This is a genomic window from Marinisporobacter balticus, from assembly GCF_004345705.1.
In the GTDB taxonomy this organism is placed as follows: domain Bacteria; phylum Bacillota; class Clostridia; order Peptostreptococcales; family Thermotaleaceae; genus Marinisporobacter; species Marinisporobacter balticus.
The window spans coordinates 1-22,123 of sequence record NZ_SLWV01000040.1 but is presented as its reverse complement, the minus strand read 5'-3'; the positions used below and the strand labels follow the sequence as shown (position 1 = coordinate 22,123).

The 22,123-nt window shown below is 33.8% G+C and carries 21 protein-coding genes; 19 read left to right on the top strand and 2 right to left on the bottom strand.

Annotated elements, in window-relative coordinates; translation table 11 throughout:
• Positions 1-122 precede the first annotated feature (122 nt).
• From EV214_RS17360 to EV214_RS17320, 9 genes are all read left to right on the top strand, one after another.
• Positions 123-389, top strand: a complete 267-nt coding sequence (locus EV214_RS17360; protein ID WP_132248078.1) for an HPr family phosphocarrier protein — start codon at positions 123-125, stop codon at positions 387-389.
• Positions 390-567: 178 nt separating this feature from the next.
• Positions 568-1,638 (top strand): HD-GYP domain-containing protein, encoded by a 1,071-nt coding sequence (locus EV214_RS17355; RefSeq protein ID WP_165916449.1) that lies wholly within the window; start codon positions 568-570, stop codon positions 1,636-1,638.
• 148 nt (positions 1,639-1,786) lie between these two features.
• Complete coding sequence (locus EV214_RS17350; protein ID WP_132248074.1) at positions 1,787-3,085, top strand: DRTGG domain-containing protein; 1,299 nt, start codon at positions 1,787-1,789, stop codon at positions 3,083-3,085.
• Between the two features lie 13 nt (positions 3,086-3,098).
• Entirely contained in the window at positions 3,099-6,602 is a 3,504-nt protein-coding gene (locus tag EV214_RS17345) for a DNA polymerase III subunit alpha (RefSeq protein WP_132248072.1), read from the top strand.
• A gap of 126 nt (positions 6,603-6,728) precedes the next feature.
• Positions 6,729-6,911, top strand: coding sequence for a hypothetical protein (locus EV214_RS17340; RefSeq protein ID WP_132248070.1), 183 nt, complete (start codon positions 6,729-6,731; stop codon positions 6,909-6,911).
• Between the two features lie 103 nt (positions 6,912-7,014).
• Positions 7,015-7,977, top strand: coding sequence for a 6-phosphofructokinase (gene pfkA / locus EV214_RS17335; protein ID WP_132248068.1), 963 nt, complete (start codon positions 7,015-7,017; stop codon positions 7,975-7,977).
• Positions 7,978-7,994: 17 nt separating this feature from the next.
• A complete protein-coding gene (pyk, locus tag EV214_RS17330; RefSeq protein ID WP_132248066.1) occupies positions 7,995-9,752 on the top strand; it encodes a pyruvate kinase in 1,758 nt (585 codons plus the stop codon).
• A 104-nt stretch (positions 9,753-9,856) separates the two neighbouring features.
• The gene (locus EV214_RS17325) at positions 9,857-10,279 is read left to right on the top strand and encodes an acyl-CoA thioesterase (protein WP_132248064.1); all 423 of its coding nucleotides are present in this window, start codon (positions 9,857-9,859) and stop codon (positions 10,277-10,279) included.
• Between the two features lies 1 nt (position 10,280).
• Complete coding sequence (locus EV214_RS17320; protein WP_132248062.1) at positions 10,281-10,676, top strand: FxsA family protein; 396 nt, start codon at positions 10,281-10,283, stop codon at positions 10,674-10,676.
• Positions 10,677-10,840: 164 nt separating this feature from the next.
• On the opposite strand, the gene EV214_RS17315 is transcribed toward EV214_RS17320, so the two are convergent.
• Positions 10,841-12,187 (bottom strand): GerMN domain-containing protein, encoded by a 1,347-nt coding sequence (locus EV214_RS17315; RefSeq protein ID WP_132248060.1) that lies wholly within the window; start codon positions 12,185-12,187, stop codon positions 10,841-10,843.
• 166 nt (positions 12,188-12,353) lie between these two features.
• Between EV214_RS17315 and rlmD the strand changes: the two genes are divergently transcribed.
• The 8 genes from rlmD (at position 12,354) to EV214_RS17280 (ending at position 19,497) form a co-directional block, all read left to right on the top strand.
• Positions 12,354-13,721, top strand: coding sequence for a 23S rRNA (uracil(1939)-C(5))-methyltransferase RlmD (gene rlmD / locus EV214_RS17310; RefSeq protein WP_132248058.1), 1,368 nt, complete (start codon positions 12,354-12,356; stop codon positions 13,719-13,721).
• A 101-nt stretch (positions 13,722-13,822) separates the two neighbouring features.
• Positions 13,823-14,656: an AraC family transcriptional regulator gene (locus EV214_RS17305; RefSeq protein ID WP_132248056.1), complete on the top strand. Its 834-nt coding sequence runs from the start codon at positions 13,823-13,825 to the stop codon at positions 14,654-14,656.
• Between the two features lie 210 nt (positions 14,657-14,866).
• Positions 14,867-15,424 carry a DUF6144 family protein gene (locus tag EV214_RS17300; RefSeq protein WP_132248054.1) on the top strand — a complete coding sequence of 186 codons (558 nt, stop codon included), beginning with the start codon at positions 14,867-14,869 and terminating at the stop codon, positions 15,422-15,424.
• Between the two features lie 258 nt (positions 15,425-15,682).
• Positions 15,683-16,192 (top strand): helix-turn-helix domain-containing protein, encoded by a 510-nt coding sequence (locus tag EV214_RS17295; protein ID WP_132248052.1) that lies wholly within the window; start codon positions 15,683-15,685, stop codon positions 16,190-16,192.
• A gap of 26 nt (positions 16,193-16,218) precedes the next feature.
• Positions 16,219-16,647 (top strand): helix-turn-helix domain-containing protein, encoded by a 429-nt coding sequence (locus EV214_RS17290; RefSeq protein WP_132248050.1) that lies wholly within the window; start codon positions 16,219-16,221, stop codon positions 16,645-16,647.
• Positions 16,648-17,257: 610 nt separating this feature from the next.
• Positions 17,258-18,244, top strand: coding sequence for a reverse transcriptase domain-containing protein (locus tag EV214_RS17285; protein ID WP_207669726.1), 987 nt, complete (start codon positions 17,258-17,260; stop codon positions 18,242-18,244).
• A gap of 59 nt (positions 18,245-18,303) precedes the next feature.
• On the top strand, positions 18,304-18,726 hold the full coding sequence (locus EV214_RS19465; RefSeq protein WP_207669725.1) for a group II intron maturase-specific domain-containing protein: 423 nt from the start codon (positions 18,304-18,306) through the stop codon (positions 18,724-18,726).
• 177 nt (positions 18,727-18,903) lie between these two features.
• Positions 18,904-19,497, top strand: a complete 594-nt coding sequence (locus EV214_RS17280; protein WP_165916448.1) for an integrase core domain-containing protein — start codon at positions 18,904-18,906, stop codon at positions 19,495-19,497.
• 292 nt (positions 19,498-19,789) lie between these two features.
• On the opposite strand, the gene EV214_RS17275 is transcribed toward EV214_RS17280, so the two are convergent.
• The gene (locus EV214_RS17275; protein WP_132248046.1) at positions 19,790-20,671 is read right to left on the bottom strand and encodes a LysR family transcriptional regulator; all 882 of its coding nucleotides are present in this window, start codon (positions 20,669-20,671) and stop codon (positions 19,790-19,792) included.
• Between the two features lie 130 nt (positions 20,672-20,801).
• Here EV214_RS17275 and EV214_RS17270 point away from each other — a divergent pair, with 130 nt between their 5' ends.
• Together EV214_RS17270 and EV214_RS17265 are read left to right on the top strand one after the other, a co-directional pair.
• Positions 20,802-21,467: a haloacid dehalogenase type II gene (locus tag EV214_RS17270; protein ID WP_243116712.1), complete on the top strand. Its 666-nt coding sequence runs from the start codon at positions 20,802-20,804 to the stop codon at positions 21,465-21,467.
• Positions 21,468-21,558: 91 nt separating this feature from the next.
• Positions 21,559-22,014, top strand: a complete 456-nt coding sequence (locus EV214_RS17265; RefSeq protein WP_132248042.1) for an OsmC family protein — start codon at positions 21,559-21,561, stop codon at positions 22,012-22,014.
• Positions 22,015-22,123 lie beyond the last annotated feature (109 nt).

The following is a 22,123-nucleotide window of genomic DNA, read 5'->3' as shown; positions in this document are numbered from 1 at the left end:
CAAGTATTTTATGCAAAAAAAATGGGGGAATTAATAAAAATTTTGATTAATAAAAGAGAGTAATCACAGGGGATAAAGAGTTTCCGTGAGAGCTCAAAAGAAAATAAGGGGGCAAGATAGAGATGCTTAAAAAGGAAATTATTGTAATGAATGAACAAGGACTACGTGCAAGAGCAGCAGCTTTATTTGTACAATTATCAAATAAATTTACTTCTGATATTTTTATTGAAAAAGACACAAAGAAGGTGGATGCAAAAAGCATTATGTGTATTATGGCTTTAGGATTATCAAAAGGGGAGAAAATTTTGATTCGTATGGTTGGACCTGACGAAGAAGAAGCTATGGAAGCATTGGTCGACTTTCTTGAGGAAACCGAAATAAATTCTTAAAACTATTCTAATACAGAATAGTTTTTTTGAAATAAATAAAAATATTTAGAATATATATCGTAGGAATATAGAAGCATTTTTGGAATGGTTATAAAAAATAATAAAGGATTTTGTTTTGCTATGGCGAATGAATGAGAAAATAAGAGTTTTTTCTACCATTTCAATTTTGGAGGATGCCATGTTCAAAGTAAATATCAACTTTTTAAAGACAGGAATGATTTTAGCAAAGGCTATTTATGGTAGTGACGGCCAAATTCTACTAAATGCGGGCGTAATAGTAAAAGAGAATTATATTGATAAATTAATAAAGCTTGGTATCAGTTCCTTATATATAGATACAAAAGAAACAGCCGATATTATTATTGAAGATGTGATATGTGAACAAAATAGATTAGAGGCAAAAAACATGATTCGAGAAACAATGAATAATGTTTATATGGGTGGAAAAATCAATACAAAAGATGTATTTCGTGCGGTCAATAATATTGTTGATGATTTATTGAGCAAAAAAGATATTATACTAAATCTTTCAGATATCAAAGCGGTAGATGATTATACTTTTGGACATTCAGTAAATGTTTGTGTATTATGTCTGATTACGGGTATTGCCATGGGGTATGATAGAGAAAAACTAGAGAAATTAGGCATTGGTGCCATTTTACATGATATTGGTAAAATTGCAATTCCTGAAGAAATATTAAATAAGCCAGAAAAACTTACGGATGAGGAGTATGAAATCATCAAAACGCATCCGAGGCTAGGATATGAAATCATAAAAAGAAATCCGAGTATTAGCAGTTTGAGTGCCGTAGCAGTACTTACCCATCATGAAAGATATGATGGTTTAGGATATCCACTTGGGAAAAAAGGACAAGCATTACATGAATTTTCTAAAATTCTTGCAATAGCAGATGTATATGATGCATTAACCTCTGATCGGGTCTATAAAAAGGGGATTTTTCCTCATGAAGCGATAGAATATTTAGTATCTATGGGGAAACATCAATTCGATTATGAAATCGTAAAAATTTTTGCGCTAAATGTAGCATGCTATCCTGTAGGGACCATCGTAGCATTAAGTACAGGGGATCAGGGCATTGTATCTGAGGTGAATAAGAGTTATCCAAATAGACCAAAAGTTAGATACTTAAGGAACAAAGAGGGAGAAAAATACGTGGAGATCGTTGAAGTTGCTCTTGATACAAATCCATCAATTACAATTATTGAAGTATTAGAGAATATTGAATAGTTTTTTGATATAATAAGTATGAATTCATGATTCATACTTTTTTTAAGTAATGGAAATTGCAAAGGAGTTCTTTGAAATTTCGTTAATAATATGAGTAGCTGCGATAGCAGCATGCGAATTTTTTATCTCTACAGAAGGAGGTAGGCATGTGACGAAAAATGAACAGATTATTGATTATATAAAAGATTTACCTATTGGAAGCAAGATTTCAGTGAGGCAAATTGCACAAGATCTAGATGTAAGTGAAGGAACAGCTTATAAGGCTATAAAAGATGCAGAAAGACAGGAGTATGTGAGTACAATCCCAAGAGTAGGAACGATACGCATAGAGAAGGTGGAGAAAAAACGAATTGATAAGGTGACTTTTTCTGAAGTATTAAATATTGTAGAGGGACAAATCTTAGGAGGTCATGAAGGGATTTATAAGGTGGTCAATAAGTTTGTAATTGGCGCTATGTCTGTTGATGAAGTGAAAAAATATATTTCAAAAGGGGATTTACTTATTGTTGGGAATAGACACGATGTACACAAGCTTGCACTTGATAACGATTGTGCTATTCTTATTACAGGGGGATTATCTTGTAGTGAAGAAATTAAAAAAAGAGCAAATGAGAAGAAACTCCCTATTCTTATGACTTGCTATGATACATTTACCATTACCACAATGATCGACCGGGCGCTTCATGAAAGATTGATAAGAAAAGAAATATTGATTACAGAAGATATTATGACAAAAGAATTATATTTTCTAAAGGCAGGGGACACGGTTTGTGATGTTAAAAAACAGATGAAAATAACAGGACATAGTAGATTCCCCGTAGTAGATCATAATTTGTGTGTCATAGGGATTATATCTCCTAAAGATATTTCAGGAGAAGCACTTGATAAATTGATCACAAATATTATGACAAAAAATCCAATTACCGTATCGCTTGATACGCCTGTTGCATACATTTCACATATTATGATTTGGGAAGGCATGAAAATGATTCCTGTTATAGAAAATAAAAAATTAATGGGTGTGATTACCCGTCAAGATGTGATAAAAGGACTAAAATATATTAAAAACCAACCTCATATGGCAGAAACCTTTGAACATATGGTTTCAAACCAATGTGGTGTAGAAGAAACAAAAAATGGCGTAAAACTTACTGGAGACATAACACCTATGATGCTAAATGAACGTGGGATTGCAAGTGCTGGTATTTTGGTCATGCTTATGTCTAGTGCAGGAAGTATTGCTATTAAAAAGCAAAAGAATTTAGATAGCGTCATTGATAGTTTCATGATTTATTTTATAAAGCCATTACAGCTAGAAAACAAGATTGAAGTCCATGCAGATGTTATTAATGTAGGGAGAAAATTCTATAAAGTGGATATTACAGCTTATCATAATGAAGAAATTGTATCAAAAGCAATGATGTCTGTAAAACTATTACGGAAATAGAGAGGAGGTAGCTATGAGAGATTTTGTCCATTTACACGTGCATACGGAATATAGTTTATTAGATGGGGCAGCTAGAATTAAAGAAATGGTAAAAATAACGAAAGAATTAGGCATGAAAGCTATTGCCATAACAGATCATGGATCCATGTTTGGTGTCATTGATTTTTATAAAGAAGCAAAAAAACAAGGCATCAAACCTATTATAGGCTGTGAAGTGTATACAGCAAGTAGAAGCATGAACGATAAAGATCCAATAAAAGATAAAAGAATGGGACACTTAGTGCTTTTGGCAAAAAATCAGACGGGTTATAAAAATTTAATGAAAATTGTATCATTAGGATATGTAGATGGTTTTTATTATAAGCCACGTATTGATTATACTATTTTAGAAAAATATAGTGAAGGGATCATTGCTTTGAGTGCTTGCTTAGCAGGAGATATTCAGCAAAGAATCCTCCAAAATGATTATGAAGGTGCAAAAAAAGACGCACAAAATTTAGTAGCACTATTTGGAAAAGAAAATTTTTATTTGGAGTTACAGGATCATGGCATAGAAGAACAAAAATTGGTGAATAAGGAATTAATTCGATTAAGTAAGGATACAAACATTCCTTTAGTTGCAACCAATGACATTCACTACTTAAGAAAGCATGATGCAAAGATCCATGATATACTCCTTTGTATTCAAACAGGAAAGACATTAGAGGATGAAAACAGACTAAAATTTCCAACCAAGGAATTCTATATAAAATCGGCAGAAGAGATGGAAAGCTTATTTCAAAATATAACGGAAGCTTTAGATAATACAGTAAAAATTGCGGATCGGTGTCAGGTAGATTTTGATTTTAATCAGATTCATCTGCCAAATTATGATGTACCTAAAAGTTATGATGCAAAACAATATTTACGAAAGCTGTGCACAGAAGGATTATTAAAAAGATATGGAAAACCTACAAAAGAGCTTGAAGAAAGATTAGAATATGAACTAAAAACCATAGAAAACATGGGATATGTAGAGTATTTTTTGATTGTATGGGATTTTATAAAGTATGCAAAAGAAAATGGCATTATGGTAGGACCAGGACGTGGTTCAGCTGCGGGAAGCATTGTTTCATATACCCTTGGGATTACAGATATTGATCCAATAAAGTATAACTTAATTTTTGAAAGATTCCTAAATCCTGAAAGAGTGACCATGCCAGATATTGATATTGATTTTTGTATTGAAAGAAGACAAGAAGTCATTGACTATGTAGTTAGAAAATATGGGAAAGAAAAAGTCGCACAAATTATTACCTTTGGAACAATGGCAGCGAGAGGAGCCATAAGAGATGTGGGACGAGCCATCAACATGTCTTATGCTGAAGTCGACGTAATCGCCAAACAAATTCCAATGCAATTAGGCATGACCATCGACAAGGCACTTGAAATTGATAAAGCCTTTAAGGAAAAATATGATACAGATGATCGTGCAAAATATTTAATTGATGCAGCAAAAGCGGTAGAAGGCATGCCGAGACATGCTTCAACTCATGCGGCAGGTGTGGTAATTTCAAAAGAAGCCATTGATACGTATGTGCCACTATATGTGCATAATGAGGGGGTTACCACACAATTTACAATGGGTACGATAGAAGAATTAGGACTGTTAAAGATGGATTTTTTAGGATTAAGAAACTTAACAGTCATCAGATATGCCTTAGAGAGTATTGAGAAAAACTATGGGGTAAAGATTGACTTTTCAAATATGGAATATGATGATAAAAATGCATATGATTTGATTAGTCGTGCAGATACACTCGGAGTATTTCAGCTTGAGAGTGCTGGAATGAGGCAGTTTATGAAGGAGTTAAAACCGGATTGCTTTGAAGATATTGTAGCGGGAATTTCTCTGTATCGACCAGGACCTATGGATTCTATTCCAAAATATATTGAATACAAAAATAATCCGGAGACAATAGAATATTTACATCCGAAGCTTGAATTGATCCTAAATGTAACCTATGGATGTTTAATCTATCAAGAACAGGTTATGCAGGTGGTAAGAGAACTAGGAGGATATTCTTACGGGCGAAGTGATTTAGTGCGTCGTGCAATGAGTAAGAAAAAAATGGATGTGATGGAGCAAGAGAGAAAATATTTTATCCATGGAAAAAAAGATGAAAATGGGGAAATAGAAATTACAGGATGCATAAGAAATGGTGTTCCTGAAGCAATTGGAAATCAAATTTATGATGAGATGATTGATTTTGCGAAATATGCTTTCAACAAATCTCATGCAGCAGCCTATGCAGTACTGGGTTATGAAACAGCCTATTTAAAACATTACTATCCAGTAGAATTTATGGCAGCACTCATTACAAGTATTATGGGGAATGCTTCTAAGGTTGCACAATATATACAAGATTGCAAGAAGAAAAATATAGAGATTCTACCACCAAGTGTGAACGAGAGTGAAGGAAAATTTTCTGTTGAAAATGGAAAAATTCGATTTGGTCTTTTGGCAGTAAAAAATGTGGGGATGGGTGTAATTGATGCCATTGTAAAAGCAAGGAATGAAAAAGGAAAGTTTACAAGCTTTATAGATTTTTGTAATAAAATTGAAATGAAAGAGATGAATAAACGAGCCGTTGAAAGCTTTATAAAAGCAGGAGCTTTTGATGAAATGGGTGCGAATCGAGCACAACTGCTTGCCATTTATGAAAAGACGATGGATGGCATACAGCAGGATCGCAGAAGGAATTTAGAAGGACAAGTATCCTTATTTGAAACTTTTGAGAATGCATTGCCAGATGCGGTAAAAAGTGATACATTACCAGACATTGCTGAGTTTATACAGAAAAATCTTTTGATGATGGAAAAAGAGGTGGCAGGCATTTATATTAGTGGACACCCACTTTCAGAATTTGAAGAAGAAATAAGAAAAGTTTCAACCATCAATGCAGGAGAACTGACTGATATGGAGGAAAATGAAGAGAATAATATAAAAGATGGTACGTATATTCGCATAGCAGGAATGGTTGCGCATAGAAAAAACAAAATAACAAAGAATAACAATATGATGGCTTTTATTACATTAGAAGACTTATTTGGGAGTATTGAAGTATTGGTTTTTCCAAAGATATTTGATAAATATATGCATCTTTTGCAGGAAGATGGTATCGTAATGATAGAAGGAAAAATCAGTATGAGAGAAGAGGAAGAGCCTAAAATTATTGCAGATAAAATAGCACCGCTCTTAAAGAAGACAAGTAGCAATAGCAATGGTATAGATGCACAGAAAATAAGAGACCAAAAACTGTATATAAAGATTTGTAAGGAGCAAGATTTCAGAAAAATTTTTCAAAAGATAAAACCATTATTAAAAATATATAAAGGAAATGTTCCAGTGTATTTATATATAGAAGTAGAACATAAAAAGCTTAAAGTTAGTGAAGATGTGTGGGTAACATTAAATGAGGATTTGATAAAAAAATTGGTTGCGTTATTAGGAGAAGATTGTGTAAAGATAGGTTAATGAACTTTTTAACAACACATTAAATTTTAACATGTAAAATGTATAATTCGGAAAGTGTGTATGGTATAATACAAGAATATGATAGATGAAAAACAGTTTTCTCAAATTCAAGGGGAGGATCTATTCATGTGGACAGTGGTATATATGGCACATAATAAAGTAGATGCTAATAAAATTAAAGAAATTTTAATCCAAGAAAGTTTTTTAGTAAAACTAAAAGGTATTGGAAAAGAAGAAGACGGTGTATATGAAGTTTTGGTTCCGAGCGGTGAAGCAGAAGAAGCCCACGAAGTTTTAGTGAATTTATAATCATATCCTTATAAGGGAAAGTAACTATTTCTAGGAACTTTCCCTTTGTTTAATAGGATAGAATTAAAAAAATAGAATAGATCATCATTAAGGGAGGGGTAAAATGAAAAAAATTGGCGTGTTGACCAGTGGTGGCGATTCACCAGGAATGAATGCGGCTATTCGAGCGGTAGTACGTGCAACCATTTATAATGGATTAGATGTAGTAGGTATTAAAAGAGGATATGAAGGTATAATCAATGGAGATATAAAAGATTTGAATCTTTCCTCTGTGGCAGATATTATTCATAGAGGAGGAACCATGCTTAAAACTGCTCGAAGTGAAGCTTTTAAAACAAAGAGTGGTTTTGAAAAGGCGCTAAATGTCATAAAAATTTTTGGTATAGAAGGGATCGTTGTTATTGGAGGAGATGGCTCTTTTAGAGGGGCAGAAAAATTAAGTCAAGTAGGAATTCCGACCATTGGTATACCTGGAACAATCGACAATGATTTAGCCTATACAGACTATACGATTGGATTTGATACAGCTACGAATACAGTACTTCATGCAGTTAGTAATATTAGAGATACATCTACTTCTCATGGAAGAGCAAATATCATTGAAGTCATGGGGAGACATTGTGGAGATATTGCGCTCTATGCGGGACTTGCTGGAGGTGCTGAGAGCATTATTGTCCCGGAAGAAAAATATTCTATAGATGATGTATGTAAAAGACTCATCCAAGGGAAAAATAGAGGTAAATTACATAGCATTATCCTTTTAGCTGAAGGCGCTGCTGATAACTCTTATGAAATTGCCAAAGAGATTGAAGAAAAAACAGGCATAGATGTGCGACTTACCATACTTGGACATATACAAAGAGGTGGAAGCCCAACAGCTTTTGATAGAATATTAGCAAGTAGAATGGGTGCAAAGGCTGTAGAATTATTGATGCAAGGTGAAAAAAGTAGGGTAGTAGGAATAAAGGGAAATGAAATTTGTGATTTTGATATATCAAAGGCGCTATCCCTAAAGAAAGAAATGAATAAAGATTTATATGAATTAGCAAAGATATTATCTATATAGATGGAGGAGATGTATGTATGAGAAAAACGAAAATAGTTTGTACCATTGGACCTGCAAGTCAAAGTAGAGAGAATTTAAAAACATTAATGGAAAGCGGCATGAATGTAACAAGATTAAATTTTTCACATGGCAATCATGAAGAGCACCAAGCACGTATGGATACCATTAAAGAAGTTAGAAAAGAATTAGGATTACCTGTTGCAATCTTATTAGATACAAAAGGACCTGAAATTCGTACAGGTAATTTTAAGGATGGGGAAGCATTTTTAGAAGAAGGAGAATATTTTACATTAACAACAAGAGATATTCTTGGAGATGTAAGCATTGGCAGTATCACTTACAAAGATCTTCCGAAAGATGTTGTAGCAGGAGATCGAGTCCTTATAGATGATGGACTGATTGAATTAGAAGTTTTAGAGATTGTGGAGGGTACAGATATAAAATGTATCATAAGAAATTCAGGAATGGTTAAGAACCATAAGGGTGTGAATGTACCTGGTGTTAAAATCAATCTTCCTGCCATTACACAAAAGGATCAAGATGATATTATTTTTGGTATTAAAAACAACATTGATTTTATTGCTGCTTCTTTTGTAAGAAAAGCAGAGGATGTATTAGCAATCAGAAAAATATTAGAAGAACACGATGCCAATGACATACAAATTATATCCAAAATAGAAAATCAAGAAGGCGTAGACAATATTAAAAAGATCATTGAAGTTTCTGATGGGATTATGGTTGCAAGGGGAGACTTAGGGGTAGAAATTCCAACAGAACAAGTGCCACTTGTACAAAAGATGATCATTAAGAAATGTAATGCGATCGGAAAACCTGTTATTACAGCGACACAAATGTTAGATTCTATGATGAGAAATCCAAGACCTACAAGAGCAGAAGTTACAGATGTTGCCAATGCCATATTTGATGGTACGGATGCCATTATGTTATCTGGAGAAACAGCTGCTGGAAAATATCCATTAGAATCAGTAAAAACAATGGTGAATATTGCTCAAAGTACTGAAAATGCAATAGACTATAGAGCAATTTTAAGAGAAAAATCTGTAGGGAAAGAAAGAACTATTACAGATGCAGTAAGCCATGCAACTTGTAGTAGTGCACAAGATTTGGGGGCATCTGCAATTATTACAGCTACTTCATCTGGATATACAGCAAGAATGGTATCAAAATTCAGACCCAAAGCGCCTATTATTGTGGCTACCACCAATGAAAAAGTTACGAGAAAACTTGCACTGACTTGGGGGACATATCCAGTAATCACAAGGGTAGGGTATTCTACAGATGAAGTGTTTGATATTTCTATCAACAAAGCATTAGAGAGTGGCTATATTCAATATGGAGATTTGGTGATTATCACAGCAGGTGTACCAGTAGGCATTGCAGGTACAACCAACACCATTAAAGTGCATATTGCTGGTAAAATAATGGTAAAAGGAATGGGGATCGGCAATCGTGCTGGGGTAGGTAATGTTTGCGTTGTAAGAGACGCCGTAGAAGCAGACAAGAAGTTTAAAGAAGGAGATGTACTTGTAACCATTGCTACAGATAAAGAGATGGTTCCGTTTATGGAAAAAGCTACTGCGATCATTACGGAAGCAGGTGGATTAACTTCTCATGCTGCGATTGTAGGATTACATCTAAACAAGCCAGTTATTGTTGGGGCAAATGATGCTACGAATATATTAAAGGATGGAGAGCTTATTACAGTTGATGGGACAAGAGGTCTTGTATATAGAGGAGAAACAAACGTATTATAAAAAAACAGCCAAACTTGGCTGTTTTTTTTATAGAATTTTATCGCAGAAAAATTCTAGTTATGGCATAATGGTATATAGACATGTGAAATAAGGAGGATGAATAAATGTATAATGATGCATATGTTCGTGTAAGATATGAAGAAACAGATCAAATGGGGGTTGCTTACCATGGGAATTATTATACATGGTTTGAAGTAGGAAGATCTTCGTTTTTTCGTTTTCTAGGATATACCTATGCACAACTAGAAAAAGAAGGAACGATTCTGCCCGTTATAGAAAGTCATTGTGAATATAAAGTGGCTGCAAAATATGATGATGAACTATTTATTCGCACAGAAATCAGTAAATTAAAAGGTGTAAGAGTGGAATTTACCTATAAAGTCCTTAGGAAATGTGATGAAGCATTACTTGCAAACGGGACAACCATCCATGCATTTGTGAATAAAAATTTAAAACCTATAAATTTTAAAAAGGAAAATCCTAAACTGTGGGGTGTGTTAAAGAATTGTGTGAGAGAGGTGAAATAAAATGCTTATGAGATTAATCATTTTATTTACTGTAGTGCCACTTGTTGAATTAGCGCTACTATTTAAATTGAATGGATACATAGGGTTTGTTTATACACTTGGGATCGTTATTTTTACAGGGGTTTTAGGGGCTTACTTGGCAAAATCCCAGGGAAAAGAAATTCTATTGCGCATAAAACATGAAATGGGACAGGGAAGACTTCCAGGAGAGCAATTAATCAATGGTTTATGTGTTTTAATAGGAGGGGCTATGCTTCTTACACCAGGAATTTTGACAGATATATGTGGATTTATTTTGGTCATTCCTATTACGAGAGAAATTGTAAAGGTTTATATAAAGGTAAAATTACAAAAGATGATGGATGAAGGCAGGGGAAACTTTTATTTTAGATGGTAAGGATAAAAAAAAATGATTTTTTAAAATTTATTGTATAAAATTTAAATTTTTGTATTATAATCTATAATAGGCTTTTGAAACTAAGGGGCAGTAACTGATTCTATTATTATTTTGATGACACCTTTAAAGGTGTCAATTTCTTTGCAAAAGAAAAGAGTAGTGAGCTACTCTTTTTCAGGATTAATAAATTTTGGGCATGTTTGTGCTTGTGATAAATCAACCCCACCAAAGGAATCGGTCATTTGATCTTCTACAAGGATTTGTATTTCTTTAATGCCTGCAATACTTGTGAAGCTAAATAAAAGAGAATCAAGCATCATTCTTTGCAAATCCAAGCGGTCATTATAAGCATATAAAAGTTCTTTGCTGAAGTTTAGTGTAAGGGTATCCTCTTGTCTAGAAAAATTTATAAGGGTTATATTTTCAGGAATAGGGGCAATGACGTTTTCAAAGTTTCGTCCAGTCACTTTGGCAGTTTTTAATGCAGTGATCATATCTTCAATCAAAGTATCTTCAGAGACAATAGCCATATTTTGTGGCACAAGAAGGAGTCTCTTTTCATTAGCATCTAACCCTAAATAAACCTTTACATCTGTATTTTTGGAAAATAGGGTTTTTGTATCATAGGTATTAAATAGCGTATCAGATTCTTTTCCATTTACAAAAAATTTCACTTTATCAATATTTGGAATCGTGGTTAAAGATTGTACAAAGCTATTTAGTGCAAAGGTAGCATTCTTAGGATTTTCATTATATTTTTCTAAATCTTTTGATATATATACCAAAACCATATCTTTTTTTATGCGAAGTTTGGTCACATTAGGAATAGGTGATGCAACCCCTAAAGAAACAGAACCTTCTCTTAAATTTTTAACGATTGTACTAAGGGGTATTCGGTTATAATTTACAAACCGCGTTATAGGAACAAGATATTCGTAGTAAGATGGATCAGGAAAATATAAAGTTAAAGGCATCATACCATGAGCCATTTCATTTATTGCAGGAATATATGTAGATAATGTAAAATATGTAACATCAAACTTAAGAGGTTTTGCATCTTCTAAAGCGTTTGATGTGGAATAAAGTTTAAAAGTATAAGTCCCATCAGGAAGATTTAATTTTTTTTGTGAAAGATTCAAAGAAAAATTTTTTATATGGCTAACATCAGAAGAAATTTTAACTGGGGGTAAAGCTTGAATTAATGTTGAAACATCTAATGTAGAACGTGTTCCATCATTTTTTATTACATCTAATAAAAAGGAAAAATCAGATGGATTAGCAGATCGTATTTCAGCATTTTGCATTTGTATTTGAAAATTAATTTGAGTAGGATTTTCGGAAGAAAAAGAATCTATATCAGTTTTATAAGATACATTTTCATCAGCAACAGAAAAATCAAATGGAAAATCGGGTAGATTTGAGAATTTTGATAGATCTAAGTTTAAAGGCATACCTAAGGCTGTAAAGCAAAGAATAAAGATGAGGAAAAGATTGAATAATGATTTGATCATCGAATCACTCCTTTGTAGGTTGAAAATTGTCTATAGAATCACGTATAATACTATTATACGTGATTTACATAAAAGGGGAAAGAGGTACAATTCGACATATTCATAGAAAACAGACAAATGATCAGAAATTTTGACACAAAATAAATCGATTAAGGAGTATAAAAAGATGAAGAGTTTCGTAGAAAAAGATGAAATTTATTCTATGAGGATAGAGGATATAGGGCATAATGGAGAAGGAATCGGACGTGTAGAAGGATTTACTGTTTTTGTAAATGGTGGTGTCCCTAGGGATGAAGTAAAGGTAAAGATTACTCTTGTAAAAAAGAATTATGCCATAGGAAAAATTATAAAACTAGAGAAGCCATCTCCAGATCGAATAGTACCTATTTGTGAATTAGCAAATATTTGCGGAGGCTGTCAAATGCAACATATTGATTATCCAGCACAATTAAGATTAAAAAGAAATCAAGTCAAAGCAAACATTGAAAGAATTGGGAAAATAGAAAACGTACTCATTCACGAAACGATCGGAATGAAAGACCCTTATCACTATAGAAACAAGGCACAATTCCCAGTCGGGAAAGAAGACGAGGGGGCTGTCATTGGATTTTATGAAGGGAAGAGTCATGATATTGTGGATATGGAAACTTGCCATATACAGCATGAAATCAATGATCAGATTATAAAAATTATAAGAGATTATATTAATCAATATAAAATAGATACTTATGATGAAAAAACAGGAAAAGGAATCATACGTCATGTACTGACGAAGGTAGGCGTTCACACAGGTCAAATTATGGTGGTGATCGTTACAAATGGGAAAAACTTACCATACAAAGAAGAATTGATTGGGCAGCTTATAGATAAAGTTCCACATATAAAAAGTATTGTACAAAACATCAATAAGAAAAAAGGCAATCGCGTTTTAGGACAAACATGTATTACCCTATATGGAGAAGATAAAATTATAGATTATATAGGGAATTTAAAATTCAATATTTCACCTCTATCTTTTTTTCAAGTAAATCCTAGCCAGACAAAAGTGCTGTATGAAAAAGCTTTAGCATATGCAGGTTTAACTGGAGAAGAAAACGTATATGATATTTACTGCGGTATTGGGACCATATCATTATTTTTAGCAGAAAAAGCGAAACGGGTTTATGGTATTGAAATGGTTGAAGCAGCCATAGAAGATGCCAAAGAAAATGCAAACATCAATGATATCCATAACGTAGATTTCTTTGCAGGAGCAGCAGAAGAGGTTGTACCAAAGCTTTACAAAGAAGGACATAAAGCAGATGTAGTCGTAGTAGACCCACCAAGAAAAGGGTGTGACGAAAAAGTATTAGAAACCATAGTGAAGATGAATCCAAAGAGAATTGTATACGTTTCATGTAATACAAGTACATTAGCAAGGGATTTGAAGTACCTTGATGAACAGGGATATGAAACAGTAGAAGTACAACCAGTAGATATGTTTCCGCATACGATGCATTGTGAGAGCATTTGCCTTTTGAAGAAAAAAGAGTAAAATCTCCTACTGAAAAGGATATCTTATGCATGTAGGATGGCAACCTTGAATATATTGATTTTGCTTCAAAATAGAAATAGAAAGCAATAGGAGTTGTGATTATGATTACAAACGAATTGGTAAATCAAAGTATTGATTATATCATGAGACATTTAGATGAGGAGATTTCCATTGAAGATGTTGCAGATTACTGTCATTTTTCAAAATATTACTTTAGCAGAGTTTTTAAGGCAAAAACAGGAGAAAGTATTTATGCCTTTATCAAACGCTTAAAAATGGAACAAAGTGCTGTAAGACTCAAGCTTGAAAAAGACAAATCTATTACTGACATTGGAGTTGATTATGGATATAGTCCATCAAATTACAGTTCGGCATTTAAGAAGCACCATAATATTTCTCCGGCGGAATTTCGAAAGGATATGAATACAACATGTGTACCTCATCCTTTTTACCCGGACAAGCTTGCCAGATTTAAATCATTCGAAGAATATAATAAAAACATCCTAATACAGGAACTAGATGACTTCGTAGTTGTCTATGAAAGACATATTGGAAACTATATAGAGCTAGAGAAAAATTGGTACGACTTCACAGAAAAATATAAAGAATATTTTAAGGAAGATACGCTTCTGATTGAAAAGTCCTATCATGATCCTTCTATTACAAATGTAGATCAATGTTTATATGATATATGCATGACAGTTGACAAAAATTGTTCTCTCGATAATGTTACAACTATTCAAGGGGGCAAATTTGCGGTTTACCGTTTTGATGGATTGATACAAGATATTTTTGTCGCTTTTCAAGGCATATTCAATATTTGGTTGACATATAGCGGTTATGAAATGGATGAAAGATATGGATTAGATATTTATCGGACCATTGACAGAGAAAACATGCATGTTGTAATGGATTTATGTATACCGATTAAATAGAGCAAGAATTCAGAAGTAAATAAACAGACTTCTTACTATAATGAGAACTGTTACGGGGATATAGTTCGATTTGAAAGGAGTCTGTTTTGTGTTTTCAGAAGCAATAGAAAAAAGGTACATATGCTGATCATAGCAGCAGGATTGGATTAACTATGATTTTATAAACTTACAATTCACAGCTTAATGAAACAAAAAATGGAGGGTATTAAAATGTTTGATATAAGAAAAATTCAGGAACAGGTAATCTATGGAGCTGTCAAAAGCGCGAGTAATAATGAAACAGCAAGAGAAATAGTATATGGAAAAGATGAGTTGGCTAGAACAGAGAATAATCCGACATGGGTGAAGTCTACAATGAAGAGATTAGAAAATCATTTTGATAAGTCGGCTGTTAATGATATTAGAATGAACTGTCAGTGTGGATATGGAATGGATGAGAAATTAACGCTAGTGAAAGAACTGGTAGCATTATCGTCAAGTATGGAGGAGTTTGGAAATTTGGACAAAGCAAAAGCAGCAGGACTGTCTTGTGTAAATGGCGAACTATATCTGCAATTTCATTTTTGCCCATGTCCAATGATTGCAGATGTGGATAGATTAGATACTGATACATGGTGTCAATGTACGACTGGGTATAGTAAAGTCCTTTTTGAAAAAGCTTTTGAGTGTAAAGTAGATGTGCAGCTGTTAAAAAGTATAAAAATGGGTGATGAGATATGCCTTATGAAAATAATTCCACAAGAGACCATATGGAAATTAGAATTGTAATTATGCAAAAGATTGTATACCCTTAGCATTTTGGACTTTGATTTTGAAAGAGACTCCATTTGATTCTTTTTACTACATGAAACTTATTAAATGTAATACTAGCATCAAGAAAGTGTTTTTTATATCTAGAAGTTTAGCTTCTAAATCCGCAAACCATAATTATATAGATAGAAGTCTCCCTATGTGTTAGGATTGTTGTCGTAAGCAGTTGAGTTATACTATAATAAAGACAACAGATTCCAAGGAGATGAAAATAAAATGGCAAAACCAACAAATTACACATGGGAAGAAAGGGAACAAATATTAAAAAGAATGTTACCACCTGAAAATATAAGTATACAAGTATTAGCAGAAGAAATCGGGGTAACAAAGTCCACTTTATATACATGGAGAAAAAAGATAAACAATAACAATATTGATGATTTATCAAACAAGAAAGAAGTAAAAAATTGGTCTTCAAAAGATAAATTCCATATCGTAATGGAAACATATGCTCTCAATGAAGCCGATTTAGCTGTTTATTGTAGACAAAAAGGGTTGTATATTGAACAAGTGAATAATTGGAGTGAACAGTGCTTACGGGCAAATAATTCCCAAAATCCTAAAGATACAATAAAATTCCAAACTGAATTAAAAGAAGAGAAAAATCGTTCTAAGCAACTTGAAAAAGAACTTACACGTAAAGAAAAAGCACTAGCAGAAGTAGCCGCTCTGTTGGTTCTCCAAAAAAAGGCCCAAGCGATCTGGGGGGACAGAGAGGAAGATTGATATATCTTTCAGATCGCTAAAAAGCTGTGGAATTAATTGATGAAGCACGAGATGGTGGGGCAAGATTAGAACCTGCATGCAAAATACTTGGATTTACAAGTAGAACGTATCAAAGGTGGAAAGAAGATGGTGATATTAAATCAGATGCAAGACCGTATGCTATTAGACCTGAGCCTAAAAATAAACTTTCGCAACAAGAACGTAAAGAAATTTTAGAAACAGTAAATTCTAAAGAATATGCCAGTTTACCACCCTCTCAAATCGTTCCTAAACTTGCTGATAAAGGGAAATATATCGCTTCTGAATCTACATTTTATAGAGTACTTAGGCAAAATAAAATGCTTACACATCGTGGAAAAGCAAAACCAAGTACTAAAAGAATACTTTCTACACATATTGCAGTAAATCCTAATGAGGTATGGACATGGGATATTTCATATAGTGCGCTCGGATAGCCAATCGGCTACATGAGCAAAATTGGAATGCCTATCTAAATGATAGGACCTTCTTCTGCTGTGAGAAGAAGTGAGTTAAAGCGGCGGTGACTTGTTGACACTAACAAGGTGACGTAGCCCGTGGAAAATGGGATTTGAGGCGAAGTGATTAAGCCAAGATGAATCTCTAAACTGAGTATAGGAAGGTTGAGGAACACAAACCTATTAATCCGCATCTATGGGGTGAAATGTCCCCACTACCTACATCACTTTATAGGTAGTCTGTAAACTGATATCTACTACAGCCATGGGTCGATATCACGAGAGTTGATAGAAATATATGCTATACAACTGGGAATCATAATGAGTGCACAGCTAGAGTATGATGTTTACAGCGACTTGCAGAACGTAAGGATAAAGACTGCGATAGGCAGCCTAACCCATATGATGAGTCCAATTTTGTGAACCGAGGAAGATTCACCAAGATGATAAGGAAGTGTGCCTCCAATGCTTGGCGAATTGACGGAGTCTTCGTAGTAGTCTGAGGTCGGGAAAGCCGACTACATGGTGAAGGAAGACAGTTTAAATGGTTTGCTCGGCAGATTAAAAGACCGTAATGAGGTGAAGACCTATGATAATCAATGAAATGCAAAGCAAACTGGCGAGGTGGTCATCAGAAGATAGTGACCGTAAATTCAATAGACTTCTAAGACTAATTGTGAACAAAGCATGGCTAACTGAAGCTGCTCGTATTACCCTATCATCGAGTGGTGCGAGTACTCCAGGTGTTGATGGAATCACAAAATCCAACATACAAGATAATCTCAATGATGAACTAGATTTACTTAGATCTGAACTGCTAAAAGGCAAGTATAGACCTAGCCCTGTAAGAAGGATATATATTCCAAAATCCAATGGAAAAAAACGACCACTTGGGATACCTTGTATACGTGACAGAATTGTACAAAGAGCTATGTTGATGGCAATGGAACCTATCTGGGAAAGTGACTTTAGTAATTACTCCTATGGTTTCAGACCACAAAGAAGCGTCCACCATGCAATACGCACAGTAAAAATGCAACTCACTGACAATGGTAGCGAAAATGCAACAGCCGGAAGGTGGGCAATTGAAGGAGATTTATCAAGTTACTTCGATACTGTTCATCATAAGTTGTTGATGAAAGCAGTAAAAAAGAGAATATCTGATAAAAAGTTTCTAAAACTGCTGTGGCTAATGTTGAGGTCGGGTCACGTTGACAAGAATCTCTTTAGGGCGACCCATGAGGGTGTCCCTCAAGGAGGAGTAATATCTCCACTTTTATCGAATATTATGCTACATGAATTTGATAAATGGATGGAAAGAATCTACCTCAATAAAAAGGTCAGGAAGGACCGTTGGGCATGGAACTTCGGTATACAAAAACAACGACCTATTGCCTTAAAGGAGAACAGACAGTGGAAACCTGCAATATCTTACTGTCGCTATGCGGATGACTTCGTGGTTACTGTCAAAGGAACAAAACAACATGCAAAAGAGGTGCGTGAACATTGTCGGTGCTTCCTAGAGAGCGAATTGAAACTTACTTTAAATATGGAAAAACAAAGATTACACATGTAAATGATGGTTTTGTCTTTCTCGGATATCATATAATCAGAAAAAGAGGCCCTAAGGGATATATGAGAGTAACTACAAATATTCCATGGGAAAGGTACAGACGATTTGTCCGTAAACTAGTGAATCAGTTATCCGAAAATTATAGCGTGAATGTACTTGATATGATTGACAGTCTAAATAGACAGATCGTTGGCTGGGTGAATTTCTATCAGCACACCGATTACACTGCATGTATTTACAATAAAGTTGACCATTCCGTTTTCTGGAAATTTGGACATTGGCTAGCCAGAAAGTTCAAAACAAAGTTTCCCACACTGATGCAGAAATATTTTAAACTAGTCGAAGGAAACTCTGCAAAAACATGGGTGTTCCGTGGGAAAAATAGTTGGAACAACCAATATAGAGAATGTGCATTGAGGAGATTAGTCAAAAGTCGTAAGATGCCATTTAAATGGAAGAATCCAGGTACAAATCCCTATCTATAATGAAACACCTAAGAGTTACAAAGAGTCTAGATACGAAGAAATCGCCTTTGCTGTAAGCAACATTTAAATGGAGAGCCGGATGCGCTGAGAGGTGCAAGTCCGGTTCGGGAAGGAGAGGCAAGGAAATAGTCCGACTACGCCTTGTCTCTTACTTCACTTCATAGGAGCGTGAAAGGCTTGTATTACAAGCTTTACATGATTGTAGATATCTTTAGTCGAAAAATAGTTGGTTATGAAGTATGGGAAGAAGAGAATGCTATTCATTCAGAAACCCTTGTCAGAAAAACCTTATTGGCTGAAAATATAACAGGAAGACCTATTGTACTCCATTCCGATAATGGTGGACCTATGAAAGCAGCCACATTTTTAGCGACACTCGAAAGATTAGGTGTGCAAAGTTCATTTTCAAGACCAAGAGTAAGTAATGATAATCCTTATTCAGAATCTTTATTCAAAACATTAAAATACATCCCTACGTATCCCGAAAATGGGTTTGTATCATTAGAATATGCACGACAATGGGTAAAAGAGTTCGTTCATTGGTATAACAATATTCACTATCATAGTGGCATTAATTATATGACACCAAATAATAGACATAATGGTAACGGAAAAACCATTATGGATAAACGAAAAAAAGTCTATGAAAAAGCAAAAAAGCAACATCCAGAGAGATGGGCTAATGATATACGCAATTGGGAGCTTCCAGAAACCGTTGCATTGAACCCAGTTAGAGAAAAAGAACATATAGATGCTAAGATAAGTGGATAGACTAGGTTTGACGAAGTGAACTATTTACATTGAGGGTAAGTATGGTAACCTGCTTTGAGCGTGACCTTCTTTAGATGGCTGCGCACAGGGCAAGCAACCATACTTACGGAGGCTCAATGTCAATAGCAAACCGGAAAATTCAAGTAAGCTTGAAAAATTACCTTTGAAAATTTCATACGACAATTTCCTTGACAAACTCCGCTTTTAACTTGTACTATTTATATGCTACCATCAAAAATTAGTATTAAGCTTGATTGGAAGTTTTCTTAAGTATGGTACGAATTAATCTGCATCATGTTAATTTTCTAGCTTCTTCTAAAAAACTTAATATTGTTGGAGAAAGCCATTTGTCTTTATGATAAGCGATTTGTGTAGAAACAGGAAGATAAGCTTCTTTCCAAGGTACTTCAACCAATAGATTTTGGGAGATTTCGTATTCTACTGAAATACGTGGTAAAAGTGCAACGCCAAGCCCACTCATTACAAGCTGTTTTATAGCGTGAATGTTATTAATCCCAATGATGGATTTGGGGTGAACGTTGGTCTCGTTTATAAGTTCTTGAATCATTGCACGATAAGTACAATCTTCTTGTGTAATAATTAATTCTTCATTTTCAAAATCAAATATATTTACAGTTTCTTTTGATGTAAGAGGATGGCTAGGGGGCGCAATTGCAACAATTTCCTCCTTAATTAAAGTTTCTACAATAAGATCTGAATAACATACCTCACGAGTTAAAAAAAAGGCAATATCAACATCATTATTTTGTAACGACTCATGTATTTCTTTTACTGATCCAAACTTTAAATTTACATCCGCATTTGGATATCGGTGTATGAAATTTTTTAGTATTAAGGGTAAACGTACAACACTAAAAGACTCGTTGGCACCGATTGTGATTTTTCCCGTTTCGGTGTTTTTTTCAGAAAAAGAAGATAAGGCCTCGGAAGAAAATTTTAAAATATTTTCAGCATAATAGAGCAAATGCTTGCCTTCTTCAGTAAGCTTGATTCTATGTCCGAGTCTTTCAAAAAGCTTTACCTTAAGTTCATCTTCTAATAATTTTATATGAGTAGTAACTGTTGGCTGTGCATAGCCGAGTATATCTGAAGCATTGCTGAAACTTCCTGTTTTTGCTATTGCAGAAAATGTTTTTAATTGTTTTATTTCCATGTGTTAATCACTCCTTTATAATTGGTATTATAATTTATAATAGAATTTATTACAACTATCAAATTTACTAATATAAGTTTGCGTGATATACTTATAGTAGTAAATTTAAAAACAAAAGGAGTGATTGTTTATGATTAAGGCGGTTCTATTTGATGCATATGGTACTTTATATGATGTTCAATCGGTTATGAAAAAATGTGATGAATTGTATCCGGAAAAGGGTGCTCAGATTAGTCAGATTTGGAGACAAAAGCAACTGGATTATGTATGGATCAGATCGTTGATGGATAAATATGCAGATTTTTGGTCATTAACGAAAGAAGCACTTTGTTATTCTTTAGAGGAACTTGAACTTCAATACAATGAAGAAATAGTAGAAGAAATTTTAAATGAATATTTACATTTAAACCTTTATCCAGAAGTGATAGAAGCTATGAATATCTTTCGCCCTCGAAAATTAGCAATTCTATCAAATGGAAATCTGCATATGCTCAATGAATTAGCAAAAAACACTTCTCTGGATAATCATTTAGATGACATAATAAGTGTTGATGACTTTAAAGTGTATAAGCCAAAACCAGATGCATATGATTTGACAGCCAAAAGATTAGGTTTTGATAAAGAGGAAATTCTTTTTATTTCATCGAATGGTTGGGATGTAGCAGGTTCAAAATCCTATGGATTTACAGTAGGCTGGCTTAACCGACTTCATAAACCTATTGATCGACTTGGGATAAAACCAGATTATACTGCTTCTGATTTGAAGAAATTAGCGCAAAAGATTATTAATATCTAACATGTTCTAATTTGTGAACTAAATTAAAAACGACTATTTTTTAGGAAAGTCGATGTCAAAAATTTTTGTTATAAAAGGGAAATGTTAGATTATGGTAGTTGCTGAAAGTAAAAAAGAAAATTATTGTTCTGAAATTTCTAATCATAATACAATCATATTTTCAGATGTGACTAAGGAGCAAGGAGGCAATGAACAATACTTTGGGCCGTTTGATTTGTTAAGTTCAGGATTGGCTTCTTGTCTGAATATTACAACGAGAGCAATTTTGCAAAATAGAAACATAAATTATGAAAAAGTAGTCGTTAAAGTAGATATAGATAGTAGTGATGAAAATAAGACAAAATTTCTTTATGAAAAAAATATTATAGGGGAAATTGCTGATGAAGTAAAACAGCATATTATAAAAAAACTTGAAAACAGCCCTGTAAGAAAAATTTGTGTTGATAAAAGATCACTTCTATATTCCAACGTAAACTATATGCACATAGTGGTAACTGATCATTTTGAGTCTGATCAAATTTCACATTTTGTACAGTATTATGCTTAAATATTTGTAGATCCTTTGGATTAATTGTACAGATAAATGCTCTTACTTTTGAAACATCTTCTTTATCTTTTGTTGTAGCTGTCATGTAAATTGGTTCCTTGAAGAGATT